Below are 26,154 nucleotides of genomic sequence, written 5' to 3'. Positions count from 1 at the left end.
CCGCAGATAACTTGATAACCCATTATTAGATAACGAATTTGACCTAAGAGGCTAAATTGCCCATGACTGACTTTTCCACCCTACAGGCTCAACTCGGCGCCCTGACGTGGCCACTACTTATCTGCGCCTTTATCGCGTTAATGATTTGCCTCGAACGTAGTGCCTTGTTTTTACAGCAATCCTTTGCATCTATGTCCCCCAAAAAACAGGCTTGGGTGAAAGCGCTGCGTCAATCCGATGCCAAGGCAAGCAGTGAAACCATTCAAGCGCTTATCAATAGTACGAGTCGTCAGCAGGACTTACTGACAAGAGGCGCCAATTTACTGCTAAAACAAGCTGATAAACCAAAGCAGCTCAGGGAAGAATTACTGAGTCTGTGGCTGAACAAACAGCAAAGGGACTTACAAGCGGGCCTCAAGTTACTGCAAGTGATTGGGATTATTAGCCCATTGCTCGGTTTACTGGGGACGGTACTGGGGCTGATTGAAATGTTTGCCCAGTTAGGGCAATCCCAAGGTCCAGTCACCCCAGCACAGCTTAGCGCTGGGCTTGGACTCGCGATGAACACCACGGCAGCGGGCCTGATTATTGCGGTGCCGACCATTACAGCCGCCCATCTGTTTGGGATCTGGGCCCATAGTCAGTGCGTAAAAGTGAGTCATATATTGAATCAACTCAATTTGTGGCTATCTGGGGTTGAACATATCGCTCTCGAGCAGAATCACTATCAGGCTTTTGCCGACGTTAATCGCGCTAACCCCGCATCTAACACTCAACTCGAGTCACAGCCATGATCAGTGCCGATAGAGCCTCATTACCTCAAGCGGGGATCTCGGCCTTAGAGCCCCTACCGAGTATCGATCTAACAGCATTAATTGACATTATTTTTATCGTCTTAGTGTTTCTATTGCTCACCGCCAATAGCCGTTTGATGAGTTTACCCGTGGAAGTGCCGCAAAGCCCAAGCAGCGCCATCTCGGCCGTCGAACCGAAACAATCCATCGCCATCAATATTATGGCAAACGCTCCACACTGGGCGCTAAACGGTGAGACCTATTCCGACTTAAACGCCTTCAGCTTGGCATTTGAAGAACAGCTAAAACACCATCCTCAGGCCAGTATCGTTATCGCCGCGGATAAAGCCGCGCCGGTAGAATCTTTAATGCAGCTGTTAGCGCTCTTACAGGGCAATGCCATCAGCCAGACGCAGATTTTGATGGAACATTAATCGCTTAGGTTAAAGCAGAACATTTTCCTTGGCAGTCGCTTTTACCTGCCTTGCACACAGATGAAGTAGGAGTTTACCCATGTTGTTTCAAGCCAATCGTCATGCCAATCAATCAGTCAATCAGTGGCGGCTATTTTTCCGAGCGCTCACCCTCTCAACGTTCGCCGCCTTATTCTCGACCAATGCCTTATCACAGGAGATAAAACTGGTTAGCGCGGGCGCTGGGGTGACTGAGTTGGTACTTGCCCTCGATGCCGCCGACGAGCTGGTTGCGGTGGATTCGACCAGCTATCTTCCCAAGCACTTGGCGTCAATTGCCAAATTGGGGTATCACAGAATGCTGTCGGCCGAGGGCATTATGGCGTTGTCACCAACTCTAGTTGTCGGCTCTGAGGTGATGGGGCCAGAAACCACGCTCAATGTGCTCAAACAGGCCAAGATTGAGGTAGTGAAGTTACCCTCAAGTGCCGATGAGAAACAGCTGATGACCAATATTGATACCCTCGCTCAGCTACTGAAACGCACAGACCAAGCGACACAGTTAAAACAAGATTTGCATCAAAGACTTGAAGGACTAAATAAACAGCAACAGCAATTGAGCCAGCAGCAGGCCCAGCCGAAAATCCTGTTTATGTTATTACAGGAAGGACGCGGCGCCCGTGTCGGCGGTAAAGGCACTGCGGCCGATACCATTATCGCGCTCGCGGGTGCGAAAAATATTGCCGACTTTGAAGGTTATAAGAGTCTATCCCAAGAGGGCATACTCTCACTCCAGCCCGATGTGATTTTACTCTCTAAGCGCAGCGAGCAAAGCGATGCACAAACGGATGAACAAACCGCGCAAGCACTCTTAAAGGAAATGCCATTACTCGCCCATACTCCCGCAGGCAAAAATGGCCATATCCAAACCCTTGCGCCGCAAGCCTTACTCGGCGGATTAGGCATTAGTGCTATCGGAGCGGCTGAAGACTTGGCCGCCACTTTGCTCAAGCAAGATCAATAATGTTAGGGCTGATGAGTATGTTACAACATCGCTGGCTATGGCCCACCATGGCAACGCTGCTACTCCTCAGCAGCCTTCTTTCCGTCAGTGTTGGGCCGGTGAATATCAGCCTTATCGACTCCCTCAGCGCGGTGTTTAATTGGGCCACGGAGCAAAACATTGGCAATCTCGCGCCCCACGAGCAACTGGTTGTTAGCAATGTCCGCTTACCTCGCACCTTATTAGCCCTTGCCGTTGGGGCTATGTTGGCCCAATGCGGTGCTGTGATGCAGGGATTGTTTCGTAACCCTCTGGCGGATCCTGGGATTATTGGCGTGTCATCCGGCGCGGCATTAGGTGCGGCTATCTGCATAGTGCTATTCCCCCACGCCGAATCTGTCATGATTTCTGTCAGTGCTTTTGCCTCTGGTTTAATCACTACTCTTATCGTCTATCGTCTTGCCAGCAGCGCTTTAGGCACATCGGTCGTGTTATTGCTCTTATCAGGCGTCGCCGTTGCCGCACTCGCCGGAGCAGGGATTGGCGTGCTCACCTATTTAGCCAATGATATGGCGCTCAGGGACTTAACCCTATGGCAGATGGGCAGTATTGCCGGCGCACAATGGCAATATGTGGGCTTGTGTTTAGTGGTATTGGCACTGCTGAGTTGGCAATTTAATCGTGATGCTAAGGCGCTTAATGCCCTGCTACTCGGTGAGGCCGAGGCTAGGCATTTAGGCATTGATGTTGATTCACTCAAGCTGAGACTCATCCTGCTCTGCGCCTTAGGGGTCGGCGTCAGTGTTGCGGCAACGGGCATTATCGGTTTTATTGGCTTAGTGGTACCCCATTTAGTGCGTATGTTGCTGGGGCCAGATCATCAACGCCTCCTCCCCATGAGCGCACTTTTAGGTGCCGCCTTGTTGGCACTTGCCGATATCGGCGCGCGTGCCTTTTTACCCCCAGCGGAACTCCCCGTAGGCTTAGTGACAGCGCTCATTGGCGCCCCATTCTTTATCTTTTTACTCCTGCAACAACGCAGCAAATTAATCTAAGCGAGAACTCCATGGCTATGAGCTTATCGGCTGCGCCCGTCGCTAAACAACATTTTGAACGTACTCAACTAACCGTGGATAGACTCAGCTATGCTATCGGCGATAAGGCGGTGTTGAAGGACATTAGTGTGCAATTTCAACCGGGCAGTGTCACCGCTCTGTTAGGGCCGAATGGCGCGGGTAAGTCCACACTGTTAAAGGCACTGTGCCAAGAGATCCCCGCCGCGCGCGGCAGCATCCGGCTTGGCCACTGCCCGCTCGTCGATTGGCCAAGGGCTGAACTGGCAAAATCGCTCGCAGTGTTACCGCAGCACGCGAGTTTAACTTTTCCCTTTAAGGTGAATGAAGTGGTCGCCATGGGCTTGTATCCCCTCACGCTGAGCCAACAGGCGGGACAGAATCTCGTGACAAAATGGCTCACTGAGGTGGAGATATTGCACTTGGCACAGCGTAGTTACCCCACCCTTTCGGGCGGCGAAAAACAAAGGGTGCAACTGGCGCGGGTATTAACTCAGTTGAGCCAATCTCCTTTCCCGCCGATTTTACTGCTCGATGAACCTACCTCGGCACTGGATCTGGCGCAGCAACACAAGGTATTAGCGCTGGCAAAAAATCTCGCCCACAAGCACGCCTACACTGTGATTGTGGTACTACACGATCTCAATCAGGCCGCCCGTTACAGCGACAGAGTTATTGTCCTCAAGCAGGGGGAAATCGTCAGTGAAGGCTCGGCAAAGGAAGCTTTATCGGCCGAGATAATTCGGCAAGTATGGGATTATGAACCTGAGTTTATTCCTGCACCACAGGGCGGTTATCCATTGATTTTTTAATCCGAAGTCGAACTCGCTAAGCTTTTTCACTTAAGGTTAAGGGTATAATCGGGCCAATCGATATCGCCAGTACATTGAGCAGATGAAAACCACGATTTCCACAGAGACACAGCAAGACGCCTTAAGCATTGCCAAAGCCACGCAAAAACCGGGGCAAACGAAGGAACAGACCAAGCTTATCGCGCAGGGGATTGAAAAAGGCATTGCCGAATACAAAAAACGCCAAAAAGCCAAGGCCCGTGAGCGCGATAAACTGAGAAAACAACAGCTAAGGGCCAGAAACCAACAAGCGAGCGCGGCCGACGAGATGGATGACGGCGAAGATTTTTCGCTGCCGCAGACTCAATTTACTCCCGTTGCTTGGGCAGCCATCGCCGTGTTACTCCTCAGTTGGCTGGGCTTTGGGGCTTATATCTTCCTTTAACTGAGGAGATGCACGCGTAACCTATCAAGGTAGCTAGTCAGCTCATGCGGATGAAACGCTTGTGCCATTAGCGCCTTAGCATTGATATTGCCAGCCTTTAGCAGGACTCGCTCCGTCTCGGGGAAAAAGGCCAACTCGAGCCAGTTGGCTCTGTCGGGGTAGCCATCAAGTGTTAGACAAAGCGTATTATCCCGCTCAATGGCAGACTGACAATCCCAGCATTGACCGACAAGGTCGAGCAGCACTTGCCCGCTTTGCGTGTCGGTTAATCTCGGCGCATATACCCAATGGGACATGCGCATTTCATGGGGAATGGTCTCCAGCTTAAAGCGGCCCTGTAGAAAAAACTGTTCGGTTAACATAATCGGATCATCAAAGTACTTATCATGTATGAATAAATCGTTTATTAAAAAGATGAATCGGTAATGGGCTGATTAACTCTCTGGTTTATAAATAGATAAACTCATTAAGCCTTCTAGTCGATTCGCGAGCCGCTTAGCTAAACCTTTTTGCCAAGCCGCACTCTTTGGCTGACTGTAGAGCCTATCTTCCCACGCAAAAATCTTATTCATGCCATGGTATGCGAGCCAAGGTAAAGGCTCGCGCTCCCAGGGTGCTAATACCTGTTGAACTGGAGCATTAAACGCCCAAGGCATAGATGCAAGCTGTGTATCACGCCCTAATATTAAGTCCACCAGCGTACGGGCAAATAGGTTTGCCGCCCCGACACCTTCCCCACCATAGCCGCCAATCAGACCTAAACCCAAGCTCTTATCAAAAATGGCATGGGGAGCAAAACGCCTCGCCAAGGCTAACGTTCCGCCCCAACCATGGGTAATTTGTACGCCCTTAAGTTGAGGAAATAACGCCAATAATAATTGATAACGAAAGCCAAATTCGCCCTCGAAAGCACGCTGAGGTAGGCTTTGATTTACAAGAAATTTCCCATTAAACAGCTTAGGGTCAAAACCAAATTCTGTGCGTATTTTCGCGCCAAAGCCATAACCGCCACGGGCACCAAATATCAGCCGATTATCAGGGCTACGCTGGCCATAAGTCACTATGCGGCTGGCATCACTAAAGGTCGCGCGATTGGCTAAGCCAATTGCATCCCATGTGGCATCCGTTAACGGCTCGGTGGCGATAAGTAGACTCTGCACAGGTAAGGTAAATCGCCCAAGTCCACTAAGCTGACGCAGATAACCTTCCACTGCAGGCACCACAATCGTCGCACGAACTCGTCCTTTTGGTGTTTGCAATAGGGTTTGTGCATCACCAAGATGCGCCATGTGATTTACTGGGGTGTGCTCGTAGATCTTCACCCCTAAGCGTTGCACCAAATCAGCCAAACCACAGACGAGTTTCGCCGGGTGTATTCGCGCGCAATGGGGAGTAAAAAGTGCCGCTTGGCCCTCGGCCATAGACACTTGCTTATTGAGTTCGGCCTTATCCAGCCAACGAATATCTTCTTCACCAAAACCTTCTGCGCGCCACTGCGCTAATTCGGCTTTAATATTGGCTAATTGTTCTGGATAACGCGCCGCCACCCGCAAGTTACCGCCGTGGTGTAAATCACAGTCGATATGATGCTTGGCGCAAACTCTTACCACTTCAGAAATAGTTGCTTGAATAATGGCTTTAGCGCTAAGTCGCTGCTCGCCCTCGAGCTGATTGAGATAGGCCACATCACCACTGAAACTGCCCATCAACCAACCGCCATTTCGACCGGATGCACCTTGGCCTATGCATTCGGCCTCAAGGATAACCACTGACAGATTTGGCTGGTATTGTTTTAGATAATAGGCCGTCCAAAGCCCGGAATACCCCGCACCGATAATGGCAACATCGGCGCTTATATCCTGCTCTAAGGGCGGTAAAACGGCTCGTCGAATTAACTTAGGCTCAGTGTCGAACCAAAATCCGCGCTCTTTCACGCCAAGGTTTCGCTCGAGGCATTAACACCAATAATTGCGGCAATTTCATCGACATGGGTATCAACCCAGGCGCTGCTGATCGGTCCCCAGGTAACGATACGATAATAACCCGCATTGTTACGACTGCCGTCCTGCACAAACTCGACTCGAATGCCAATATCTTCAAATGCGGCGATAGAATCCTGCAGCGTGCGCCGAGGCATTCCAGTTAACTTATTGAGTGATAAAAGGTTATGTCGTTCATCATCCATTAAATGCGCTAAATATAGCTTACGCAAAAATGCCTTATGCTGTTTCGACATCGATTGAGTGGCTGCAACTTCTAGGGGCATAGAGGAACGATCCAAAAATTAACCAAGAGACAATAAAACTACTTGATATTCAGTGAATAAGAAATAGCCTCAGCGCAAATTATTAGGCAGAGTTTACAGGGTTAACCCCACCAATATTGAACAATTTTGCATCATTGACTTGTGTTTGTCCCCCCATCGCTGTTATTTCTAAAAGGAGTCAATCGATGGGAGCAAGCGATGAGCCACATTATTACTGCGGAGCAAGTGCTGCATTTCTGGTTTGAGGAAATCTCACCTAAATCTTGGTGGATAAAAGACCGTGAGTTTGACACCCTTATCCAGTCCCGATTTGAAGAGTTGCTTAAACAAGCGAAACGGGGCGAGCTTGCCGATTGGCGCGTCACGCCTCAGGGACGGTTAGCCGAAATCATAGTGCTGGATCAATTCTCCCGAAATATCTATCGCGACACGCCAGCCGCCTTTGAGGCCGATACTATCGCGCTCGTCCTTGCTCAAGAGGCCGTCGCCCAGCAGGTCGACCAAGCACTTAAGCCAAAACAGGTGCCCTTTTTATTTATGCCTTACATGCATAGCGAGTCGGCCGTCATTCATCAGGTCGCCGAAAAGTTATTCAATCGAGAAGCGGCAATCGCCAATTTAGAATTTGAGCTTAGGCACAAAGCCATCATTGACAGATTTGGCCGTTATCCCCATCGAAACAAGATATTAGGCAGAGAATCTACCGCCGATGAAATCGCCTTTTTAACCCAGCCGGGGTCCTCTTTCTAAGGGCTAGTTGCGCCTTTGCTAAATAAATTAAACAAGACTATAAATTAGCAAACTACACTTATTGCAGTAGGTCATGGAGCGGCCAAAACTGGTTGGTGACTCACTAAGAGGTATTGATGAGTGATGAGACAGGTTAATTTTGCTTCGGCTTACGCTAAATTTTGCCATATTCGCTACCCGCTAATGGGGCTAATCGCCCTATTTCATCCCCTTACAAGCAAAGCCGATGAACTCAAAATAGGGGTCAGTGTGTCAATCCCTCCCTATGTGATTCAAGAGACCGATAGTGGCTTAGAGCTTGAATTACTCTACAAAGCCCTCGCCGTTAAGGGACATAATGCCAGTATCCATTATTTCCCCTTGGCGCGTACCTTTCATGAGCTTCGAAAGGGCAATCTCGACGGCATTATCAACATCAAAGAAGGCATGGTAGATAACGTATTCTACTCCGACGTCGCTATCCGCTATCAAAACTGTGCCATCAGCCTCGATGAACATAAGTTCGCTATCAACAGTGTCCAAGACCTCGCCAATAAAAAGGTCGTCGCCTTCCAACGGGCCTCTGTGTTGCTTGGCGAGGAATTTAGCCTGATGGCAAAAGCCAACAGCGGCTACCAAGAACAGGCGAGGCAAATACAACAGGTCTATATGTTGATGAAACACAGGGCCGATGTGGTAGTAATGGATAAGAATATTTTTAAATACTATCTCAAGCAGGCATTTATCGAGGGGAAACTGACCGAGGCGGAAATCAAGCAAGTGGCTATTTGCAATCGCATTTTTCCGCCAACGGAATATAAGTTTGCCTTCTTAAATGAACAAATTCGGGATGACTTTAATCTGGGATTGAAGCAGATCACCGAGGATGGAACCATCAACGCGCTACAGGAAAAGTATCGACGTTTCGTGTCCCTCGATAACGATGCAGAGGCCTCAAATACCCTGCTCGAACACACAGTGTTAAAGCATGATCCGCTCTAATTTTTACTTAACCACTAATACAGGGCATTTTGCCAGTCTCACCACATCCTGGCTCACATGGGGTTTTAAAAAGTCAGCCAAGCCGCTACTACCGTGACTGGCGAGAACCACCATACCTACATCTGCAGCTTCGGCTAAGATCTCTTCGCTCGCATCGCCGTGGCGAACAATGCATTTGATATTCAGGCCAGGCTTTAATCCCTGCTGCATATCCTGTCGTAGGCTCTGCATTTTTTCATCGACAAATTCCGCCAGCTTTTGCTCCAATGCCGCTGGAGTCTCCACGGCTACACCGTAAAAATGGGCGCTTCGTGCGGGGCTAACGACATGTAACAAGCGGATATCCACCTGATAAAGATTCGCCATTTCAACCGCATATTTAAGAGCATGGGTGGCAGTCGCCGAAAAGTCCGTCGGGCATAACACTTCTTGAGTACGCATAATCTTATCCATCGCTGATTGTTGTTTCGCCCAATATTGGGGGCAAATCGCATTGCTGATAATCTGTATTTTATAGCAGTAAATCGGCACAAGCAGCTAGGGCGTAAAATTAATTATGCTTTAGCAATCAAAAACAAAGGGCGCCTTAGCGCCCTCTTGTACCTCAGTTAAACGCTATTTCACTACCAGTACGGGGCAAGCTGCGCCATTGGCAACGGCCTCGGCAACATTGGTGTGTAAAAAGTGCGAGATCCCCGTCCTGCCATGGCTGGCAATCACTACCATGCCCACATCCTTACCGTTCGCCTCTTCGAGGATCTGATCGACGGGATCGCCACGGCGAATTAAGGTCGTGATAGGTAATTCGGTTTTAAGGCCCTCGAGTAAAGCCTGCATCTTAGTTGCGGCGGCTTCTTCCATACTCTTAGCGAGTTCCTCGGGCGTGATCGCTAAGATCATATAGTTTTCGTCACCGATAGGTTGCTCAACAACGTGTAAAATCTTTAGCCCTACATGGTATAGATTTGCCATTTCAATAGCATAACGTAGCGCATGGGCCGCAGTTTCCGAAAAATCGGTGGGCCAGAGTATTTGACCTGAACGCATAATCTGTTCTCCTTAATGGCTAGTCATCGTGAAGCTCATCTTTGAGCCAAGTAATAGCATCCAGCTTATCGACAAAAAACTTAACCTCTGCCGGAGTAAACCAGTTTGCCAGTTTTGCCATCACCTCCTGTAGCGTCGTTTTACCGACTATGGCAATCCGCTCAAAGTGGCGAACATGCTTAACCCCTAGTTTTAGATCGTCCCAAGCGGCTTGAAGTTCCCAACCATCGAGCTCAGTCACATCGACTAAGGCATAAATATCAGGATCTTTTACCCCAGCTAACGCGGCTTCGAGCACGGGCACCATCACCTCATAATCATGATGAGTTAAGGTACCAATCGCTTTAAAGGCAACAAAAAAATCATCGTCACCATAACGCTCAATGCCAACTGAAATACCATGCTTTAACAAAGTCATACCCACTCCTTGTCTAACAAACTACCTTTTAAGTGTAGAAGTTAAGCCCATCACGGGCCGTGATCTTGCTCATAAATGCACCAGAACACTTGCGTATGCTCACGCTGTTCGCTAGGATAAACCGACTAATCAGTCGGTTTGTTTTTATCCACCACAAATCACGTCATCAGCTCAAGACTTGCATCCGAGGAATCACTATGAATATGGCAACAGACCCAGCAAAAATCTCGCCACTCACCGAGTTACTCCAACGCCAACGTGCAAGTTACTTGGCCGCTCCTAATCCCGATTACGCTATCCGTAAAGAACGCTTAATCCGCCTTAAAGCCGCCTTGCTGAAATTCCAACAGCCGCTCGTCGAGGCGCTGTCACAGGACTATGGCCACAGATCGGTCGACGACAGCTTGATTTCCGACATTATGCCCGTGGTCAACAACATCAATTACAGCCTGAAAAACCTGAAGAAATGGCTCAAGCCAAGCCGCCGCCATGCGGGTATCTTACTCGCCCCCGCCCAAGTGAAAGTGCATTATCAACCACTTGGGGTTATTGGGATAATCGTGCCGTGGAACTTCCCCGTCATGCTCTCCATTGGCCCCTTAGTCACGGCCATCGCCGCTGGCAACCATGCCATGCTCAAACTCTCGGAATTCACCCCTGCGACCAATAGTGTCATTAAGCAATTGCTTGCCGAAGTGTTTGAAGAATCCCATGTTGCCGTGGTCGAAGGGGAAGCCGATGTCGCGGCGCAGTTTTCAGCCCTGCCCTTCGATCATCTGCTGTTCACCGGTTCAACCACAGTCGGTCGCCATGTGATGCGCGCCGCCGCCAATAATCTCACGCCAGTGACTCTCGAACTGGGCGGTAAGTCGCCAGTGATTATCGCCCCCGATATGCCACTTGAGATAGCAGTAGAACGAATGATTTATGGTAAGTGTTTGAATGCAGGACAAATTTGTGTAGCACCTGACTATGTGCTTTGTCCTAAGGCGAAAGTGGCAGAGTTTATCCAAGCCTATCAGACGAAATTCCAGGCCATGTATGGCGCCATTACCCAAAACAAAGATTACGGCAGCATCATTAACGCACGCCAGTTTGAGCGTCTGCTAAGCGTGCTTGAGGATGCCAAGGCTAAAGGGGCTAAGGTGATCCCCGCCTCGAATGACGTGATTGATAGCCAGCATCGTAAACTCGCGACTCAGCTCATTACCGACACCACTGAAGATATGCTACTGATGCAAGAGGAAATCTTCGGCCCACTGCTGCCAGTGATTGGTTATGACAGCCTAGATGAGGCCATTAGCTACGTGAACCATCGTGCTCGCCCCTTAGCCCTGTATGTGATGAGCTTTGATGAAGCTAGCCAACAAAAAATCCTCAAGCAAACTCATTCCGGCGGTGTGTGCATCAACGAAACCGTGTTCCATGTGGCGGCCGATGATGCCCCTTTTGGCGGTATAGGTCCATCGGGAATGGGCCATTACCACGGCAAGGAAGGATTCCTCACCTTTAGCCACGCTAAAACCGTGCTCAGCCGTGGTCGCTTCAACACGGGTAAATTTGTCCACCCTCCCTATGGTACTTTTATCCAACGCATGTTGGTGAAGCTGTTTTTACGCTAATCGGAGCGCTTAGGAGGGGTTATGCCGAGCTTATTACCAACAGATACAGACACTAAACCCATGACAGATAAACGTCAGGCCATTTTGGAAACCGCCTTACGCTTATTTGTCGACCAAGGATTTCATGGCACCTCGACCGCATCGATAGCCAAGCAGGCGGGCGTCGCCACGGGCACTCTGTTCCATCATTTTCCGACCAAGGAAGCATTGATGGAAAGCCTGTTTCTTACCATCAAGCAAGAATTTGCCGATGCCTTGTTGTTAAAGGTCGGCGAGGGACAAGATCTTAAGCACAATGCCGAAACGCTTTGGCAGAGTGCGATCGATTGGTCGATTGAAAATCCAGTCAAACAATTGTTTTTCCAACAGTATTCTATGTCGCCGCAGATAGCAGTGCATATTCGCGAGCAGGCGATGAACAGCATCCTAGGCTTTATCGCACAATTGATAAAACAAGGGCAACTGATGGGGTTGATTGCTCACTATCCCGTTGATTTGACGCTTGAAAACTGTCACGGCCAATACTTGGCCGCCACGCGCTTTTTTATCGATAATCCAGAATTAGGCAAAGATAAGCATTACCGCGATGCCAGCTTTGCGCTGTTTTGGAAGGCGTTACAGTCCGATTAACCATAAAAAAACCGAGCCAGACATGTCGCTGGCTCGGTGCTTGTTATCGCAATGGGAATTAACCTTGGCTCAACTCCTGCTGTCTTTCTGCGGGTTGTGTCACCTGAGCCTGACTCCAAAAACCTTGCTTAATGCCCTTATCAATCAACTCGGCGACCGCGAGTTCGATGGCCTGCAGCACGCAAAACTGCACGGGTTCGTTAGTGGTAAAACCGACTTCCGCCTCGGCCAAACGATTCAAACTGGTATAGCGGAACAGGCCTGCACGCATTTCCTGCGAAAGTACCCTTTTACTCGTAGATACAGACATCATCACTTTACCCGTGTGCACATCGACCGCGCGCAAATAGATAGTGACTAAATCCTCACGGTACATTTCCGAGGCGCCGATCCCATAGTATTCCACCCCTGTGCCGCCGGTGCTGGTGTTGGTCTCGTAGCTGATAATGCCACCTTCTAATAGCAATCTCGCCGTCGATAACACCGGAATATCATCGCCCTTAGTGCCATTTTGTTTGTTGCTGATTTTGCGCTCGGTCAGTAAATTTTGCAGGCCCTCACGCTCGACGGGGGTAAACCATTTCGAGTCGAGCAAGGTTTGCATCAACATAGAAGTTGCCCCTTGCGTGACCGCCGTGGAGAAGGAACTCACGTTTGCCTGAGGCTTATACTGGCCCGTTTGGTCGCGAAATGAATACACGGCCACAGGGATAGGAAACTTAGGCCCAGGCTGACTCTGTAATCCCTTCATCACCTCACTCACGGGGTTCACCTGTGCAGGCGTGATATTTAAGTCAGGCTTTGGGATCAAACTACAGGCTGACATACTTAGCAGCATCAAGGCGATAAAGATGAAACGAGTCATTAGTTTCCGCCTCCGAAGGTTGGCATTTCAATCACTGTCACTTCACCGGTTTCGATATTCGTGATGGTCAGCATCACCCCTGTGCCAGTGGAAGCCACTTCAATACGAAAATCACCGGTATCGTACACGCCATCGGTGATCTCCCCATCGGCCACGCCACGAGTGATAGAGTTGATGATGTTACGTTCTAAGGATTCCTTAAAGCGGGTAACAAAGTCCTTCTCGGTCGAGCTGGCTTTGTTATCGTTTTGAGCCTGCGCTTTATTCAGCAGAAAGGAGCCATTGAGCGGATTACCGCCAAAGCTGGGATTCACAGGGGTATAGATTAATTCGGTTGCTTGGCTTGTGCATGCCATGCAGAGCACGGCAAGAGAAAGTAACGTCCTGTAAGTCATTATTATTATCCTAAAAGTCGTCCGTTGTTCCTGAAAAATCACCCGTAATGGCATTAGCTCGAACCTGAGCTAAGTAATCAATGGTCAGCAATATGGCCTGCTCTGCGCTTTCCTTAATCGGATTGGCGCGGCGACCAAAGTGCGTGGTATAGATGCGCGTACCGTTGACCTCCAAGGTTAAAACCGTGCCCGCCTGCGGAAACACGGTTTCATACAGGGTCACGTTAAAGCCTTGGGTAAAGGGCAATTCGCGCCAATAACTTGAATAGTAAAAGCCAAAATCCTTACCAAAACGGGTTAAGGTTCTGTCTATGACTAATCCACTGATTTCAATGTCATCATCGGCCAAAACACTGGGGGAACTGACAAACAGCAAGGGACACAAGATGCAGACGAACAACCGCTTTTTTAACGATCTCACTTTCCTCTCCCTGTTGATGAAAGCCACCCATTGCGCGATATCCAAAGCCGAACCAAGGACAAGCCCTTAGTCAACATTTTCGCTTACGCAGGGTAACAGGACAGCCGATCTGTCGTCATTAGAGGGAGGGGCAAATTAGCCCAAAAAGCTAAGGTAAAAACCGCAAAATAGCCCATTTGGGTAATACATTCGGCTGAGGAGTGAAACCTCTTGATACACACTTAAACGCGGTTTATTGCGGCAGCCACAAATGTACCGATAGGCCGCCGTCGCTGCGATTATGCATGCTAATACTGCCATCGTGGGCTTCGATAATTTCGCGGCAAAGGGGCAGACCTAACCCCGTGCCCGATTGTTTAGTCGAGTAAAAGGGCAATAGGGCTTGTTCTAACACCTCTTCGGACATACCGCTGCCGCGATCCTCGATTTTGATACTAAAGCCTGTCCCATCCACCATGGTTTGGTGGCGAATCGAGAGCGTGACTTCATCGGGATTAGAACCTGATTCATGGGCATTTTTCAGTAAATTCAGCAGAACCTGCTCCATTTGCCCTTGGTCGAAATAGCCCATCTCAGCGGGTAACTCATTGGCTAAGGTAAAAGGATAATGTTGGGTTAAATGTTCGATAAGCTGCTGCCACGGCACGTCACGTCGCTGCGGTAAAGGCAGTTTAGCAAAGCGCGCATAATTGAAAATAAACTGGCTCAAGTGATTCGTTCGACTCTCTATGGTATCGAATATCAGCTTAAGCTTGGGATTATCGAGATCTTTCGTGAGTAAACGCCCCGAGTTCACCATGGAGGCGATGGGCGCGACAGAGTTATTCAACTCATGGCTGATAATGCGGATCACCTTCTTCCATACCGCCACTTCCTGACGATTGAGTTCTCGGGTCATCTGCTTGAGCAAGATTAAGTTATGCTGTTGGTTATTCAGTAAAAACTGGCCACGGCTCAGATACCAAGTCTCAGTATCATCCTCACCCATGGTAAACAGGCCGCTCTTTTCTTGCTTAAGAGCCAAGGCAAGCGCTTCGGATAAGTCTTGCAGCAGCTCGTCGAGGCTCAAGCCTTCCATCTTGCCTTTGATATGAAAAAGATGCCGCGCCGCATCGTTGGCATACATGAGTTTTTGGTGGTCGTTAAACAGCAGCATCACATTTGGAGAACTTTGAATCACCTTATCCAGCAGCAATTCCCGCTGGTAAATATATTGCCGTTCTTGGCGCAGCTTAGCCGCCGAATCATTGAATAACTCCGCCAATGCTTTTAGCTGCCCTTCACCATTTGCCGGAATGCTCACGCTGAAGTCATTGTCGTTAAAGTTGAGTAAACCAACCTCTAAGGCATTGAGACTGCGAGCTAAATGGCGAGTAAACCAAGCAACCCCAAGCGCGCAGCTACCACAGGCCAGCAGCAAGATCAGCAGCATATCAAATACTGCCGGCATCGACTGAGTATGTTCCGACAGGCTAAATTCGGCGGGGAGCACAGGTTCAACCGGCGCAACCATAGGTGGCGCCTCAATAGGATGGGGGGCGGGACTAAAAAGCCCATCCTTCAAACGATCGAGCTTATAGAGCTTAATCTGCACTTGCTCTTGCTTTAGTTGCTCTAACTTTTGCAGCTCGTGTTTGATTTGCTCTGTCTTCAAGCGCTCCTGCAATGAGAGTGCCTTTTGAAATTGCTCAGTATCCTTAATCGTCGATTCGATTGCGGCCACTGCATCTTCGAGCTGCGCCAAATCCAGCTCGGGCACAGTAATATCGGGCAACGTATGGGGAGCATCCTCCACGAGAGTGGAAACAGACGTGCGATAACTCATGGCGCCTAGGGTGAGTAACACACCCAAAGCACAACAAACTGTTGAATAAATGATTAATTTTGTTCGAAGTAGCACGTTAATTCCCGCCTAATCGCCACCCATTATGCTGCCAATCGTTATTTCTCTAAGCCAAATTTGTCCATACGGCGATACAAGGCTTGGCGACTCAACCCTAAGGATTTCGCCACGCGCGCAATCACGCCCTTGTGTTGCCTTAAGGCCATTTCAATCTGCTCACGGCTCACATCCGTCGCCTCATTGCTCTCCAGCTCAATCGGCGGATTCGCCAGAGATTGCATCTCTGGTGGCGAGACTAAGGGCCGAGTCTGCCCAAGGGGCGCGACACTCATATGGCTAGCATGATGACTCGTTTGATGGCTAGTTTGATGGTGGGCATGCGCGGGCGGTAAACCAAAATCGACTTCGGTTAACACTCGGCTTTTGGCCAACAGCGCCGCACGTTTGCAGGCGTTTTCCAGCTCGCGCACATTGCCCGGCCAGCGGTGCTGCAACAGGGCTTGCTGCGCTGGTTTACTCATGCTAAAACCTTCGCCGACAAAATGCTTCACTAAGGGCAAGATATCGTCAATTCGTTGATTCAGCGGCGGTAAAGCCAATTCAATCACATTCAAACGATAGAATAAGTCCTCACGGAAACGCCCCTCGGCAATATCTTGGGCCAGGTCGGCGTTAGTCGCACTGATCACCCTCACTTTCACCTTTAAGGTTTTATGGCTGCCTAAGCGCTCAAACTCCCCGGTTTGTAATACCCGCAGCAATTTCACTTGGCCCGACAGAGGTAAATTGCCAATTTCATCCAAAAACAGCGTGCCGCCATCGGCCGCTTCAAAGCGACCAATACGCGCCTTATTAGCGCCGGTAAAAGCCCCCGCCTCGGCACCAAAAAGTTCGGCTTCGAGCAACTCCATCGGCAAGGCGCCCACATTCACCTTGATAAAAGGTTTGTTTTTTAAAGGGGAATTGGCGTGAATAATATCGGCAAGCTTGTCTTTACCCGCACCATTGGGGCCGGTTATCAACACAGACACATCGGAGCGCGCCAGTTGTAAGGCTAAGTCGATACAGCGCTGCATGGCGCCACTGCCAAACACGATTCCGCAGAGATCCGCATCGGCGATCGCCACCTGACGCTGGGAATTAACCCGTTCGAGCTGCTGGTTTGCACGGGCAAGTTTATGTAACGCAATTAAATTAGTGATGCTGTTGAGTAACTTAGCATCATCCCACGGTTTGCCCATATAATCGGCGGCGCCCGCTTTAACTAACTCGACCGCTGTTTCGAGCTGGGTCCACGCCGTCATCAGGATGATCGGCAGATCTTGCTGACGCTCACGCAGGGCATAAAATAGCTGTCGCCCTTCTTCACCCGAGGTGGTATCGCGGGTGAAGTTCATATCTTGGATAACCAAATCAACATCTTGGGTTGCCATTAGGCTAAGGGCATCTTCGGGCGTATGACAAGTCAACACCTGATAACCATTGATCTCCAGCATTAAGCCTAAGGCCTGACAGATGGCATGGTTATCGTCGACAATCAGAATAGTGTCCATGTGAGCATGTGCGTCCAGAGTAAAACTATTAACCTTAAAGTAACAAAAAGTGCAATAACATCCTAATGTTATTGCACTTAATGCCCTTCATCCTATTTAAACACTGCGGGTGGCAGTCGCAGGAGAAATCTTAGCGGCCTTGCGAGCTGGCAAGTACACCGCAAGGGTGGTTACCGCAAACAGCCCCGCCACAGTCAGCAATGGATAGATTATCTCCAACATCGGCAGGCTATAGAGACTCATCAATTGCTGGCCGAGCTGAATCGCTAACAGCACACCAATGCCACCGCCGAGCAAGCAAAGCAGATAGTTCTCTACGAGGAAGTAGCTGATAATATCCCTTTTTTTCGCCCCTAACGCGCGGCGAGTGCCAATTTGCTTAGTGCGGCGCTGGATATTAAACATCACCATGCCTGTCACCCCAAGGGATGTGATCAGCAGCAGTAACACCACCATCATGGTCAGTACGGTTGCCATTAACTCATGGTCACGGTACGCCTCGATACGGCGCTCTCCCATGGTCGTAAATCCTTCGACCACGCGGCTCGGATATTCCTTGTGCAGCAGCTCGGGAATGACTTCCTTGAGGCGAGCCATATCGCTCGACTTAGCTCTCACTAAATAGCGTTTATAGTCAGCGGGATAATTCACCGACAACACTGAGCTAAACTCCAGGTTTTTGTTATCTACCCACGCCGTTTGTAAGCGCTCCAACACCCCAATCACCACAAAGTGCTGAGTGCCCATATATACGCTCTTGCCGAGCGCGGTCTCATTCGGCCATACCTTATCGGCAAAGGCTTTAGTGACGATCATCTTGCCACCATCTTCCAACAACTCTGTGGTGATCTCCTGGGGATAGAAGTTACGTCCTTCAACTAACTTAAGCCCTAAGGAGTTGATAAAATGCTCATCACTCATATACATGCCGGTATTGGGCGTGGATTTAGCGCGCTCCTCAGGCCCTAAGGTAAAATTACTCGACCAACCGCCACCGCTCAGGGGAGCCATGGAACTTGGCGCAACATCAATCACCCCAGGTATAGCACGTAGAAGTTCCAGATCCCGTTTATCCTGCGTAACCAAATCTGTTGATTTATCAAAATGATAAATACTGAAATCGAAGACTTCGCTTTCAACAATTCCCGACTCACGGGCCATTAAATTCAGGCGCTCGGCGATGATAAAGCTGGCATTTGCCACGATTGCCACAGATAAAATGATCTGTAGTAACAGTAACAAGGGGCCGCTTTTACTGCGTAATAAACTGCTTAAAATAGGTTTGATATGCAACATATTTCCCCCTGATTATTGGCTCTTAAGATAAACACTTGGGTTAGTCGTACACACTCGCCACGCAGGGTAGATGCCAGCCACCACAGCCGCAAAAATCGCGATCATTGGTGCAATCAACCACATACTGGTATCGAGGTGAGTTAATGACGCCTCCAAGTCAAACTTCTTGGTCAGCAGCATCAGAGAGCCCCAAGCCCAAGCCAAGCCGAGTAAACCGCCGAATAATCCCATCAAGGACACTTCTACCATATGTTGGGCAAAGATCTGCCCTTGGCTGGCACCTATCGCGCGGCGCACGCCAATTTCGGGAGCTCGGCGTAAAAACTTAGACAGCAACAGACCTAACATATTGACCAAGCAAACAATTAAGAAGAGTACACTGAGGCCCACCAGCACCTTATTATCCTCAGGTACCACTTTATTAATGGCTAACCATTGGTCAACATTGGACAGTTGCACATCGGCCTTCAGTGAGCTAAAGCGGCCTAATTTCTTTTGTTGCTCAATATATTGGCGTACCCACTGACGGTACTCAGCCACTTGCTCAGGCGTATCAAGTTGCACCCAAAACTGCGTCCAATGCATTTCAGAAGCCAAACGCTGAGCATAGGTATTGATACTTCCATAGCTCCAGCTATTGCTATTGCCCCAACTATCATATTCCTCAATTGGCGCTAAGCTATAGGGCACAAAAAGAGTATCGACATTACCAAAGGCGCCGTTGTTAAGATCGTAATAGTTTGGACTCGGTGCCCAGGGCTTAAGCACTCCAACCACTTGATAGGGCTTAGCGTTGAAATAAATCGTCCTACCCACGCTATTTTTTCCAGCAAACAGGGTCTTATTAAGCTCATCACTGAGTACCACTTCGTAGCGAGCATCCTGATCGACACTGTCATCCCACGCCTGACCGTATTGAAACTCGAGGCCAAACATTGGAAAGAAGTCGTTATTGGTCACCCGCACTCGAGATTGCAGCACGGGTAAAAACGCTGGATCTTCGGTTTGCACCGCGCCCCCCGTACGGAACATTGGTGTATGCAAACGCGGAATATCGCTCTTAAGTAAGTTAAAGCCATCTTGATAGGTGATCTGTGGATCGAAACGATCCCAAGCATCGGAGCCTTGACTCCACAGCTGCACCGCAAACAATTGGCCAGACTTCTCTCCGGCAGGGTTGGTAGACATCATTTTGTAGATGTTAAGTGTGGTGATGGTGATGCCAATGCCAATAGAAATCGCCATGATCATCAATGCCGACAACATGGGCGTTTTTTTAATGCTACGCCAAGCTAAATCTAAGTAATAGAAGAACATAACCGCTCCTAGCCTTGGGCATTAACAACCAATTTATCAACACTGCCATGGCTTGCGCTGCGGGCTGAGTTGGGTTGATACATAGTAAAGTCGCAGACTTGACCATCGACAATTTGAATATTGCGCTGGGCACGGCGAGCCAGTTCAGGATCGTGGGTCACCATGATGATCGTGGTGCCAGACTGATTAATATTCTCCAATAATTCCATCACTTGGCGCGCCATCAAGCTGTCGAGGTTACCCGTAGGTTCGTCGGCGAGCAGAAAACGGGGTTCCCCTGCTAAAGCACGGGCAATCGCCACCCTTTGCTGCTGACCGCCAGATAATTGGGTCGGCAAATGCTTCATCCTCGCACCTAAGCCAACTTGCTCTAGCGCTTGCTCCACACGGCGTTTACGCTCATTAGCACTAAAACCACGGTAGCGCAGCGGTACTTCAATGTTTTCCGCGAGGTTAAGATCGGGGATCAAGTTAAAACCTTGGAAGATAAAGCCTATTTTCTCATTGCGCACAGCGGCACTTTTGTTATCACTGAGGTTTGAGACATTAATCCCATCTAAAAAGTAATCCCCATGGGTGAAGCCTTCGAGTAAGCCAGCGATATTTAAAAAGGTGGTTTTGCCCGATCCAGAGGGCCCTGTCACCGCCACAAACTCGCCCTCGCTCACCTCAAGATTAAAATCCCGCAGCGCATGGGTTTCCACTAAGTCCGTTTTAAAAACCTTGCTGATATTCTTCATTGATAACATTTTAATTTCCTTAATTAATTTTTATCTTTACGCGCAAACGGCTTCTTATAAAACGCGCCAATATTTTTTATCTGTAAGCGCTAACGACTGACACAAAACCTAATCCATTACCCCGCAAAACGGCCCATCACAAACCCACTCAAGGCATCGAACACCCCATTAAGGCAGGCGAATATAAAGCTCACACTTTCGATCGAGACATCACCCACCTGGCGCGCTTCTTCTAAGGGATTCGTCCATTCCAAAATATTTAAGCCGAGGAAAAACCAGCTATTGGCCTCACCTATGCCCAGCTCAACAGCCACCACCAGTAGGGCTAAGGCCAGAACACCAAACAATTTGGACGACATCAGCAGACCGAAATCGACGCTTTTAGTACGCATAATGAACTCCTTGTGCATCTTAGCCGCAGACTTTTTAGCCAAAGCGGCGTTAATTGCATCAAACTGATTAATAAGTAATTTTTGACTATCGGTCATCAATGTATTTTGACCTGCTCGGCATGATTGAAGGGCTCCACACTGGAGATAACCCATTGGTCACCCGCTTTACCGCCTTCAATCACTTCCACTTGGCTCATACTGGTGCTGCCGAGCTTAATATCGCGGCGGGTAGCGATATCGCCTTCGACTTGATACACCTCATCACCGCCACCGCTGGTCATAAAGGCGCCGCGTTTAACCAGCAACACATTCGCCCTGTGTTCGAGTAAGACTCTGGCGGAAATCCGTTGGTTTTGGCGTAGCTTCAGGCTTTCGCTCTGGGCAAATTGCACTCTGGCGGTCACTTCACGGTTGCGCACTTCGGGGGAAATCGAGGATAACTTGCCCATGAGTTTGACTTCACCGAAACTCAGTTCGACCTCCATTCCGAGTCCTAACTCGTCGGCGTAGGATTCAGGCACAGCTAACTCGGCCTCATAGGCACTTAAATCGACCACGGTCAGAATGGGCTGATTAGCACTTAGACGCGTTTTTTGCTCGGTCAACCAGTTACCAATAATGCCACCAACGGGAGCCTTAATATTTAAAGCCTCAACCTGACGCTCAAGTTCACGCACAGCTAACTGTTGGCGTTCCACTTCGAGGGCTTTATTTTTGACTTCGAAGCTCAAGGTATCTTTTGTTAATGCAGCGTCCTGCAAGGCATGCTCAAATTTCAACTTAGCCTTATGCAGATCATCCTTACCTTTCTCATAGTCGATCTGACCAATAAGTTGACTTTGAATAAGCAATTCGCCACGACGACGTTCACGCTCTGCCGCTTCCAAATCCACCTTGGCCATATCTAAGGTTTGATTGACTTGTAATTGGTTGCGTCTAGCGTCCAGCTTGGCACGCTCAAGGGCGCCCTCTAAACCTGCTAATAGTGATTTCGCCTGCTCTAATTGATTGGTTAATCTTGGACTATCCAGCTTTGCGACCACATCACCTTTGCTAACGCTATCACCGGGGTTGCTCAGTAACGTCACTGTGCCTTCTTCGGTGCTGTAGAGGATCGGTGCATTGGCGGCAACAATTTTGCCCGTGGTGGCCACATCTCGAGTGAGCGTGCCAACTTGCAAGGTAGCAGTGGTAAGCTCACTACGGCTGATGGACTGGCTGACTTTATGGCTACCCAAACTGGCCCACACTAAGGCGCTCACCAATAAGGTGCAGCCGCCAATCATCAGTGGCAACTTTAGGCGTTTGGCAGTTGATGGCACAAGGATGGTATCTTGGCCGCTGGTATCTTTAATCATGGCGTTTCTCGCTTCCCTGTCGGAGGGCTGGATAGGCCCATCGCTACGGACACTATTAAAAATTGATATTCAGTAATAGCAACGCCTATGCCAATTTGATTAAATCATATATTTCATAATGTTATGAATCATTCTGAATAAAAGTGTCCGCGGACACTAGGGGCTTTAATGAAAAGTGTCCGCAGACTTTCGAGAAAGTGTCCGCTCCAGATGGGTAGGTACAGCTAAGTGAAAGACTGACAGTGGGCATTCAACATGTGTTAACACTTTTCTTGGCTAATTGGCTGAGTTTCCCTTTACAGCTAAATCCTTGCCACATAAGATCCTGCCACCCTCGCAGCAGAAATATTCAACAAGATGAATCGCCCTATGACAACACTCACTATTACTCGTCCTGACGACTGGCACATTCACCTAAGAGACGGCGCGCAATTAAAAGACACGGTTCGCGATATCAGCCGCTATATGGGCCGCGCTATCGTCATGCCTAACCTGGTTCCTCCCGCTATCGATACCGAAACCGCCTTAGCTTATTACGATCGTATCAAGGCGCAAGTGCCAGCCAGCTCGCAATTTGACCCCTTAATGGTGCTCTATCTCACCGACAAAACCAGCCCAGACGAAATCCGTAAAGCCAAAGCCTCGGGTAAAATCGTTGCCGCTAAGCTCTACCCAGCAGGCGCGACCACCAACTCGGATTCTGGTGTGACCGATTTGAAGAACATCTACCCCGCCCTCGAAGCGATGCAGGAAGTGGGCATGTTGTTCCTAGTGCATGGTGAAGTGACTGATTCATCAATTGATATTTTCGACCGTGAGCGGGTATTTATTGAGAATATCTTGAGTAAGATCGTGACTGATTTTCCAAACCTTAAAATCGTTCTCGAGCATATCACCACTAAGGATGCGGTGGATTTTGTCACTCAAGCATCTGACAACGTCGCCGCCACGATCACCGCGCACCACTTGCTCTATAACCGCAACCATATGCTGGCTGGCGGTATTCGTCCGCACTTCTATTGCCTGCCGATTTTAAAGCGCAATACCCACCAGCAAGCGCTGTTAGCAGCTGCGGCGAGTGGCAATAAGAAGTTCTTTCTCGGTACCGACTCTGCGCCACACGCCAAAGATCGTAAAGAAGCCGCCTGTGGCTGCGCGGGTTCTTATACTGCCCATGCCGCCATTGAGCTTTACGCCGAAGCCTTTGAATCGGTCAATGCACTGGATAAATTAGAAGCCTTTGCTAGCTTCAACGGCCCAGATTTTTACAATCTGCCCCGCAACAGCGATACCATCACCCTAGTTAAAAAATCTTGGGATGTGCCAGTCAGTTACCCACTTGGCGACAACAACGTTGTGCCTATTCGCGCTGGTGAACAAATCGATTGGCAGGTCGAATAAACAGGCCTTTTAACGCGATAACTGGTGAGCCTACCGTTTATCGAACTCGAAACCGTTAAGAGTCGCCTTAGGGCGACTTTTTTATAACCAACATGTAAAACCTAAACCCATTATCTTTTAAGAGAAAAGTATGCACACACGGACGTTACTTAAGCTGTTGTCCTCAAGCCTATTACTTGCCACTACACTGCCTTTCAGCACTTTAGCCGCCGATAAACTCTCAGGAGTCTGGCAAGGGACGCTGGGTAAAAGCAGTGTTAGAGTCTGCTTTAACCAATACGGCAGTGGCAGCTACTACTATCAACGCTACTTAACCCCAATACAGCTCGAGCTGCAAAACGGTATTTGGAAAGAAGAAAACAACACCGGAAACTGGCAATTTGATAGCGCTACGGCGCAGCAACTCAGCGGCCATTGGTTTAAAGACAATTCGGGCAAATCCTTACCTATAAAGCTTGAACGCCAACTCAGCCCTGATAACCAGGATGACTGCAGCGCCGATGCCTACAATCTGCCGCTTGAAACCAAGCCTTCACTGAGCCGCGGACAATGGCAAGCTTTTCAAACAATTGAATACCGTCCGCTGACCTATGGCACAGAAGTCGGTATCGAATTTAACGGTCCACAAAAAGGTATTCCCGCCATTAATCAGTGGCTTGAGAAAAAACTCACCGATGATGCGCAGCTGGCACAAACCTTTGATACGCGCCGCAGAATGCTGTCTCAAATGGGCCATTTTGTGGCCGATGAGACCTATGCAGAACCGATTTTCCTCAATCAGCATTGGCTCAGCGTGCGCTTATACCGCTGGGCGGCGGTTTTTGGCGCCAATGGGATCAGCCAAGAGTTTGTTAGCTTCTCCCTCGCCGATGGTAAACCTTTCCATCCGTGGCAGTGGTTTATCGCCGATAAGCCCACGCGAACCCTGCCAGAAAGTATGAGTTATCCACTCCCACCCGCACTTAAGGAAAAGTTGTTCGCCGATGCGGCACCAGATGCCGAATGCCCAAGTGCCGACGGCTCAGGGTATTTTCAGCTCACCCTCGAGGCGAATGGGATTAAGTTTTGGGAAATGCCCCGTGGCGATGGTTGTGAGCAGGAGTTTACCTTAACCCCACAAGAAGCCATGCCCTTTGCCACACCTTGGGGGCAAATGCAGCTTAAGCTATTGGAATAATAAATTTTAATATAAATTCATCATTAATCGCGATGGCGGGAAAGCAGGCTGAGATAACGACATTTTGCGTTAGAAAGCCCTTTCTCGTTAACCTTGACGGGCAACGTCTCTTGTCAGATTCAGCCCCTATTTTGAAGGAAGATAGCTTGAGTCAGCAAATGCCCCAGATAGCAGAACAAACTGCCGAAGCCTTAGTGCAAGCCCAGTTAGTCGCCTATAACCAACACGATCTTGCAAGCTTTGTCGCGCTCTTTAGCGACGATGTTTGTATTTACCGCCCACCCGCCACAGAGCCCGTAATCCGAGGCAAGGCCGCCTTCAGTGATTTCTATCAAAATGAACGCTTTAACTTGCCGCATCTGCACGCCGAGATCCTCAATCGTATGGTGGTCGGCAATAAGGTGGTCGATCACGAACGGATCAGTGGCATCCGCGAGGAGCCCTTTGAAGTCATGGTGGTCTTTGAAGTCGCTAATGGCCTTATCCAAGCGATGTGGAGCTTTGCCGCTAACTAGAGCGTGCGCTAAATGGTCATATCAAGCTGACTGGCGTAACAACAAGCATCTGCGGCAAAGGCGCTCGCTAAAGCAGTGAAAAATGTTACGCCTATCCCATATTTCATTTCGGCGCCGCCTTTTGGTGTGATATCAACGGATTCTGTGAAGCGCACGACTGTCCCTCAACCACAAAATACCTTAGGGTTATTAGTAACAGCCTAAAGGGCGATGCACTCAACGCCCTCTTCATTTTGCCCAACAATAGGAATTGCTGATGTCTGATAACCAACAAGCCTTTTACGAACGTGCCACCGAGATGATTAAGCTCGCGAACCAGCAAAACCAAAACACCGAGATCCAAACCGGTGAGGTCAGCGCTTCCTTTATGTGGGCCGTCGCCCGCTACAACGCTTGGTTTGGCTCAACCAGCTTTGAATCCAAAGAACAAATGCAGGCCAAAAAACAGGAAATGATGGATTACTATATCGAACGCTACAAAGAGATGATTGACGCCAATCTCGAAGACTATATCGAAAACTTCGACCACTACCGCGCCACACAAAAGTAGTCAGTGAATAAACAATTGCTCTAATAGGATTGCTTTAGTTGGTTTTAGGGCTCATAAGCCCAAGAGGGGCAAATAGGATTATTTGCCCCTCTACTATG

The 26,154-nt window shown here is 49.2% G+C and carries 31 protein-coding genes; 14 read left to right on the top strand and 17 right to left on the bottom strand.

Annotated features, from left to right (window positions below):
* Window positions 1-56 precede the first annotated feature (56 nt).
* The 6 genes from ACUZ8J_RS04810 (at window position 57) to ACUZ8J_RS04785 (ending at window position 4,519) form a co-directional block, all read left to right on the top strand.
* Window positions 57-794, top strand: coding sequence for a MotA/TolQ/ExbB proton channel family protein (locus tag ACUZ8J_RS04810; RefSeq protein ID WP_446693234.1), 738 nt, complete (start codon window positions 57-59; stop codon window positions 792-794).
* Window positions 791-1,228 carry an ExbD/TolR family protein gene (locus ACUZ8J_RS04805; RefSeq protein ID WP_446693233.1) on the top strand — a complete coding sequence of 146 codons (438 nt, stop codon included), beginning with the start codon at window positions 791-793 and terminating at the stop codon, window positions 1,226-1,228. Before ACUZ8J_RS04810 ends, ACUZ8J_RS04805 begins: the two co-directional genes overlap by 4 nt.
* Window positions 1,229-1,307: 79 nt before the next feature.
* Complete coding sequence (locus ACUZ8J_RS04800) at window positions 1,308-2,231, top strand: hemin ABC transporter substrate-binding protein (RefSeq protein WP_446693232.1); 924 nt, start codon at window positions 1,308-1,310, stop codon at window positions 2,229-2,231.
* A gap of 17 nt (window positions 2,232-2,248) precedes the next feature.
* Window positions 2,249-3,265, top strand: coding sequence for a FecCD family ABC transporter permease (locus tag ACUZ8J_RS04795; RefSeq protein ID WP_109286550.1), 1,017 nt, complete (start codon window positions 2,249-2,251; stop codon window positions 3,263-3,265).
* Between the two features lie 11 nt (window positions 3,266-3,276).
* On the top strand, window positions 3,277-4,095 hold the full coding sequence (locus ACUZ8J_RS04790; protein ID WP_446693231.1) for a heme ABC transporter ATP-binding protein: 819 nt from the start codon (window positions 3,277-3,279) through the stop codon (window positions 4,093-4,095).
* An 82-nt stretch (window positions 4,096-4,177) separates the two neighbouring features.
* On the top strand, window positions 4,178-4,519 hold the full coding sequence (locus ACUZ8J_RS04785) for a DUF2956 domain-containing protein (protein WP_446693230.1): 342 nt from the start codon (window positions 4,178-4,180) through the stop codon (window positions 4,517-4,519).
* On the opposite strand, the gene ACUZ8J_RS04780 is transcribed toward ACUZ8J_RS04785, so the two are convergent.
* From ACUZ8J_RS04780 to ACUZ8J_RS04770, 3 genes are all read right to left on the bottom strand, one after another.
* Window positions 4,516-4,881 (bottom strand): hypothetical protein, encoded by a 366-nt coding sequence (locus ACUZ8J_RS04780; RefSeq protein WP_446693229.1) that lies wholly within the window; start codon window positions 4,879-4,881, stop codon window positions 4,516-4,518. The two genes, ACUZ8J_RS04785 and ACUZ8J_RS04780, sit on opposite strands and share 4 nt — an antisense overlap.
* A gap of 72 nt (window positions 4,882-4,953) precedes the next feature.
* Window positions 4,954-6,453, bottom strand: coding sequence for an NAD(P)/FAD-dependent oxidoreductase (locus ACUZ8J_RS04775; protein WP_446693228.1), 1,500 nt, complete (start codon window positions 6,451-6,453; stop codon window positions 4,954-4,956).
* Entirely contained in the window at window positions 6,450-6,785 is a 336-nt protein-coding gene (locus tag ACUZ8J_RS04770; protein WP_011621673.1) for a winged helix-turn-helix domain-containing protein, read from the bottom strand. Before ACUZ8J_RS04770 ends, ACUZ8J_RS04775 begins: the two co-directional genes overlap by 4 nt.
* Before the next feature lie 198 nt (window positions 6,786-6,983).
* Here ACUZ8J_RS04770 and ACUZ8J_RS04765 point away from each other — a divergent pair, with 198 nt between their 5' ends.
* Both ACUZ8J_RS04765 and ACUZ8J_RS04760 read left to right on the top strand, forming a co-directional pair.
* Window positions 6,984-7,535, top strand: a complete 552-nt coding sequence (locus ACUZ8J_RS04765) for a DUF924 family protein (RefSeq protein WP_446693227.1) — start codon at window positions 6,984-6,986, stop codon at window positions 7,533-7,535.
* 123 nt (window positions 7,536-7,658) lie between these two features.
* Window positions 7,659-8,516, top strand: a complete 858-nt coding sequence (locus ACUZ8J_RS04760) for a substrate-binding periplasmic protein (protein WP_446693226.1) — start codon at window positions 7,659-7,661, stop codon at window positions 8,514-8,516.
* A 3-nt stretch (window positions 8,517-8,519) separates the two neighbouring features.
* On the opposite strand, the gene ACUZ8J_RS04755 is transcribed toward ACUZ8J_RS04760, so the two are convergent.
* From ACUZ8J_RS04755 to ACUZ8J_RS04745, 3 genes are all read right to left on the bottom strand, one after another.
* Window positions 8,520-8,957, bottom strand: a complete 438-nt coding sequence (locus ACUZ8J_RS04755) for a universal stress protein (protein WP_446693225.1) — start codon at window positions 8,955-8,957, stop codon at window positions 8,520-8,522.
* 174 nt (window positions 8,958-9,131) lie between these two features.
* Window positions 9,132-9,563, bottom strand: a complete 432-nt coding sequence (locus ACUZ8J_RS04750) for a universal stress protein (RefSeq protein WP_011718062.1) — start codon at window positions 9,561-9,563, stop codon at window positions 9,132-9,134.
* A 19-nt stretch (window positions 9,564-9,582) separates the two neighbouring features.
* Window positions 9,583-9,981 (bottom strand): STAS/SEC14 domain-containing protein, encoded by a 399-nt coding sequence (locus ACUZ8J_RS04745; protein ID WP_089067119.1) that lies wholly within the window; start codon window positions 9,979-9,981, stop codon window positions 9,583-9,585.
* Between the two features lie 197 nt (window positions 9,982-10,178).
* On the opposite strand from ACUZ8J_RS04745, the gene ACUZ8J_RS04740 reads away from it, so the two are divergent.
* Both ACUZ8J_RS04740 and ACUZ8J_RS04735 read left to right on the top strand, forming a co-directional pair.
* Complete coding sequence (locus tag ACUZ8J_RS04740; RefSeq protein WP_446693224.1) at window positions 10,179-11,603, top strand: coniferyl aldehyde dehydrogenase; 1,425 nt, start codon at window positions 10,179-10,181, stop codon at window positions 11,601-11,603.
* Between the two features lie 21 nt (window positions 11,604-11,624).
* The gene (locus tag ACUZ8J_RS04735; protein WP_446693223.1) at window positions 11,625-12,233 is read left to right on the top strand and encodes a TetR/AcrR family transcriptional regulator; all 609 of its coding nucleotides are present in this window, start codon (window positions 11,625-11,627) and stop codon (window positions 12,231-12,233) included.
* 58 nt (window positions 12,234-12,291) lie between these two features.
* On the opposite strand, the gene ACUZ8J_RS04730 is transcribed toward ACUZ8J_RS04735, so the two are convergent.
* The 10 genes from ACUZ8J_RS04730 to ACUZ8J_RS04685 form a co-directional block, all read right to left on the bottom strand.
* Window positions 12,292-13,098: a CsgG/HfaB family protein gene (locus ACUZ8J_RS04730; protein WP_126511799.1), complete on the bottom strand. Its 807-nt coding sequence runs from the start codon at window positions 13,096-13,098 to the stop codon at window positions 12,292-12,294.
* Entirely contained in the window at window positions 13,098-13,493 is a 396-nt protein-coding gene (locus ACUZ8J_RS04725; RefSeq protein WP_011627049.1) for a curli assembly protein CsgF, read from the bottom strand. Before ACUZ8J_RS04725 ends, ACUZ8J_RS04730 begins: the two co-directional genes overlap by 1 nt.
* 10 nt (window positions 13,494-13,503) lie before the next feature.
* On the bottom strand, window positions 13,504-13,914 hold the full coding sequence (locus tag ACUZ8J_RS04720; protein ID WP_088210324.1) for a curli production assembly/transport protein CsgE: 411 nt from the start codon (window positions 13,912-13,914) through the stop codon (window positions 13,504-13,506).
* A gap of 232 nt (window positions 13,915-14,146) precedes the next feature.
* Window positions 14,147-15,814, bottom strand: coding sequence for a sensor histidine kinase (locus ACUZ8J_RS04715; protein WP_446693222.1), 1,668 nt, complete (start codon window positions 15,812-15,814; stop codon window positions 14,147-14,149).
* A gap of 41 nt (window positions 15,815-15,855) precedes the next feature.
* Window positions 15,856-17,310, bottom strand: coding sequence for a sigma-54-dependent transcriptional regulator (locus ACUZ8J_RS04710; protein ID WP_446693221.1), 1,455 nt, complete (start codon window positions 17,308-17,310; stop codon window positions 15,856-15,858).
* Window positions 17,311-17,406: 96 nt separating this feature from the next.
* Window positions 17,407-18,606, bottom strand: coding sequence for an ABC transporter permease (locus ACUZ8J_RS04705; protein ID WP_446693220.1), 1,200 nt, complete (start codon window positions 18,604-18,606; stop codon window positions 17,407-17,409).
* Between the two features lie 12 nt (window positions 18,607-18,618).
* Window positions 18,619-19,923 carry an ABC transporter permease gene (locus ACUZ8J_RS04700; protein ID WP_446693219.1) on the bottom strand — a complete coding sequence of 435 codons (1,305 nt, stop codon included), beginning with the start codon at window positions 19,921-19,923 and terminating at the stop codon, window positions 18,619-18,621.
* An 8-nt stretch (window positions 19,924-19,931) separates the two neighbouring features.
* Window positions 19,932-20,672 (bottom strand): ABC transporter ATP-binding protein, encoded by a 741-nt coding sequence (locus tag ACUZ8J_RS04695; RefSeq protein ID WP_446693218.1) that lies wholly within the window; start codon window positions 20,670-20,672, stop codon window positions 19,932-19,934.
* Between the two features lie 107 nt (window positions 20,673-20,779).
* Entirely contained in the window at window positions 20,780-21,055 is a 276-nt protein-coding gene (locus ACUZ8J_RS04690) for a hypothetical protein (RefSeq protein ID WP_446693217.1), read from the bottom strand.
* A gap of 95 nt (window positions 21,056-21,150) precedes the next feature.
* Window positions 21,151-22,413, bottom strand: a complete 1,263-nt coding sequence (locus ACUZ8J_RS04685) for an efflux RND transporter periplasmic adaptor subunit (protein WP_446693216.1) — start codon at window positions 22,411-22,413, stop codon at window positions 21,151-21,153.
* A 369-nt stretch (window positions 22,414-22,782) separates the two neighbouring features.
* Here ACUZ8J_RS04685 and pyrC point away from each other — a divergent pair, with 369 nt between their 5' ends.
* From pyrC to ACUZ8J_RS04670, 3 genes are all read left to right on the top strand, one after another.
* A complete protein-coding gene (pyrC, locus tag ACUZ8J_RS04680; protein WP_446693215.1) occupies window positions 22,783-23,814 on the top strand; it encodes a dihydroorotase in 1,032 nt (343 codons plus the stop codon).
* A 130-nt stretch (window positions 23,815-23,944) separates the two neighbouring features.
* Entirely contained in the window at window positions 23,945-24,991 is a 1,047-nt protein-coding gene (locus tag ACUZ8J_RS04675; RefSeq protein ID WP_446693214.1) for a hypothetical protein, read from the top strand.
* A gap of 158 nt (window positions 24,992-25,149) precedes the next feature.
* A complete protein-coding gene (locus ACUZ8J_RS04670) occupies window positions 25,150-25,506 on the top strand; it encodes a nuclear transport factor 2 family protein (RefSeq protein ID WP_011621653.1) in 357 nt (118 codons plus the stop codon).
* A gap of 8 nt (window positions 25,507-25,514) precedes the next feature.
* Here the strand turns inward: ACUZ8J_RS04670 and ACUZ8J_RS04665 are convergent, their stop codons facing one another.
* Window positions 25,515-25,661 (bottom strand): hypothetical protein, encoded by a 147-nt coding sequence (locus tag ACUZ8J_RS04665; RefSeq protein WP_446693213.1) that lies wholly within the window; start codon window positions 25,659-25,661, stop codon window positions 25,515-25,517.
* Window positions 25,662-25,762: 101 nt separating this feature from the next.
* Here ACUZ8J_RS04665 and ACUZ8J_RS04660 point away from each other — a divergent pair, with 101 nt between their 5' ends.
* Window positions 25,763-26,056 (top strand): DUF3144 domain-containing protein, encoded by a 294-nt coding sequence (locus ACUZ8J_RS04660; RefSeq protein WP_011621652.1) that lies wholly within the window; start codon window positions 25,763-25,765, stop codon window positions 26,054-26,056.
* The last annotated feature ends 98 nt before the right edge of the window (window positions 26,057-26,154 follow it).

The sequence above is a fragment of the Shewanella sp. Koi 1 genome, from assembly GCF_052907445.1.
Note: the sequence above shows the minus strand (reverse complement) of the source record. Positions and strands in the feature narration are given on the sequence as shown.

Excerpts from the sequence above, each read along its gene's own strand:
- ACUZ8J_RS04800 (WP_446693232.1), top strand. The coding sequence starts at position 1,308 with ATGTTGTTTCAAGCCAATCGTCATGCCAATCAATCAGTCAATCAGTGG.
- ACUZ8J_RS04730 (WP_126511799.1), bottom strand. The coding sequence starts at position 13,098 with ATGACTCGTTTCATCTTTATCGCCTTGATGCTGCTAAGTATGTCAGCC.
- ACUZ8J_RS04770 (WP_011621673.1), bottom strand. The coding sequence starts at position 6,785 with ATGCCCCTAGAAGTTGCAGCCACTCAATCGATGTCGAAACAGCATAAG.
- ACUZ8J_RS04795 (WP_109286550.1), top strand. The coding sequence starts at position 2,249 with ATGTTACAACATCGCTGGCTATGGCCCACCATGGCAACGCTGCTACTC.
- ACUZ8J_RS04735 (WP_446693223.1), top strand. The coding sequence starts at position 11,625 with ATGCCGAGCTTATTACCAACAGATACAGACACTAAACCCATGACAGAT.
- ACUZ8J_RS04750 (WP_011718062.1), bottom strand. The coding sequence starts at position 9,563 with ATGCGTTCAGGTCAAATACTCTGGCCCACCGATTTTTCGGAAACTGCG.
- ACUZ8J_RS04785 (WP_446693230.1), top strand. The coding sequence starts at position 4,178 with ATGAAAACCACGATTTCCACAGAGACACAGCAAGACGCCTTAAGCATT.
- ACUZ8J_RS04705 (WP_446693220.1), bottom strand. The coding sequence starts at position 18,606 with ATGTTGCATATCAAACCTATTTTAAGCAGTTTATTACGCAGTAAAAGC.
- ACUZ8J_RS04660 (WP_011621652.1), top strand. The coding sequence starts at position 25,763 with ATGTCTGATAACCAACAAGCCTTTTACGAACGTGCCACCGAGATGATT.
- ACUZ8J_RS04675 (WP_446693214.1), top strand. The coding sequence starts at position 23,945 with ATGCACACACGGACGTTACTTAAGCTGTTGTCCTCAAGCCTATTACTT.
- ACUZ8J_RS04765 (WP_446693227.1), top strand. The coding sequence starts at position 6,984 with ATGAGCCACATTATTACTGCGGAGCAAGTGCTGCATTTCTGGTTTGAG.
- ACUZ8J_RS04725 (WP_011627049.1), bottom strand. The coding sequence starts at position 13,493 with ATGACTTACAGGACGTTACTTTCTCTTGCCGTGCTCTGCATGGCATGC.
- ACUZ8J_RS04695 (WP_446693218.1), bottom strand. The coding sequence starts at position 20,672 with ATGTTATCAATGAAGAATATCAGCAAGGTTTTTAAAACGGACTTAGTG.
- ACUZ8J_RS04690 (WP_446693217.1), bottom strand. The coding sequence starts at position 21,055 with ATGCGTACTAAAAGCGTCGATTTCGGTCTGCTGATGTCGTCCAAATTG.
- ACUZ8J_RS04685 (WP_446693216.1), bottom strand. The coding sequence starts at position 22,413 with ATGATTAAAGATACCAGCGGCCAAGATACCATCCTTGTGCCATCAACT.
- ACUZ8J_RS04755 (WP_446693225.1), bottom strand. The coding sequence starts at position 8,957 with ATGCGTACTCAAGAAGTGTTATGCCCGACGGACTTTTCGGCGACTGCC.
- ACUZ8J_RS04780 (WP_446693229.1), bottom strand. The coding sequence starts at position 4,881 with ATGTTAACCGAACAGTTTTTTCTACAGGGCCGCTTTAAGCTGGAGACC.
- ACUZ8J_RS04710 (WP_446693221.1), bottom strand. The coding sequence starts at position 17,310 with ATGGACACTATTCTGATTGTCGACGATAACCATGCCATCTGTCAGGCC.
- ACUZ8J_RS04745 (WP_089067119.1), bottom strand. The coding sequence starts at position 9,981 with ATGACTTTGTTAAAGCATGGTATTTCAGTTGGCATTGAGCGTTATGGT.
- ACUZ8J_RS04700 (WP_446693219.1), bottom strand. The coding sequence starts at position 19,923 with ATGTTCTTCTATTACTTAGATTTAGCTTGGCGTAGCATTAAAAAAACG.
- ACUZ8J_RS04760 (WP_446693226.1), top strand. The coding sequence starts at position 7,659 with ATGAGACAGGTTAATTTTGCTTCGGCTTACGCTAAATTTTGCCATATT.
- ACUZ8J_RS04805 (WP_446693233.1), top strand. The coding sequence starts at position 791 with ATGATCAGTGCCGATAGAGCCTCATTACCTCAAGCGGGGATCTCGGCC.
- ACUZ8J_RS04670 (WP_011621653.1), top strand. The coding sequence starts at position 25,150 with ATGCCCCAGATAGCAGAACAAACTGCCGAAGCCTTAGTGCAAGCCCAG.
- pyrC (WP_446693215.1), top strand. The coding sequence starts at position 22,783 with ATGACAACACTCACTATTACTCGTCCTGACGACTGGCACATTCACCTA.
- ACUZ8J_RS04790 (WP_446693231.1), top strand. The coding sequence starts at position 3,277 with ATGGCTATGAGCTTATCGGCTGCGCCCGTCGCTAAACAACATTTTGAA.
- ACUZ8J_RS04740 (WP_446693224.1), top strand. The coding sequence starts at position 10,179 with ATGAATATGGCAACAGACCCAGCAAAAATCTCGCCACTCACCGAGTTA.